The 378-nt window shown below is 48.9% G+C and carries 1 pseudogene; it reads left to right on the top strand.

The features are described 5' to 3' along the window. Positions 1 to 378: pseudogene (locus CWC14_RS19265) on the top strand (sensor histidine kinase); the annotation flags it as partial.

The following is a 378-nucleotide window of genomic DNA, read 5'->3' as shown; positions in this document are numbered from 1 at the left end:
GCGCTTAACGCGCGTTCTCACGCACGAGATTGCCAACTCGATTACCCCGCTGTCATCATTGGCACACACCTGCACCGGTCTGTTGCCACAAGGACTGAGTTTTACCGATAGCGAAGATAAAGAAGACTTAGCACTCGCCTTACAAACCCTGCATAGCCGCACTGAAGGGTTAAGCGCCTTTATCGCACGTTTTCGATCCATCAGTAATCTGCCCAAGCCAGATCTCAAGGCGCAATCTCTTGCAGATGTGGTAACACGTTGTTGTGCCCTATTCAAAACAGACTTGGCGCAGCAGCATATTGCTCTAAAGCTACTAACCCACAGCGACACTTTAGTGATGTGTGATGCCCAGCAAATTGAGCAGGTATTAATTAACCT

The sequence above is a fragment of the Pseudoalteromonas sp. S3260 genome (genome assembly GCF_005886925.1).
Taxonomy (GTDB): domain Bacteria; phylum Pseudomonadota; class Gammaproteobacteria; order Enterobacterales; family Alteromonadaceae; genus Pseudoalteromonas; species Pseudoalteromonas tetraodonis.
This window is presented reverse-complemented; position numbering and strand designations above follow the sequence as displayed.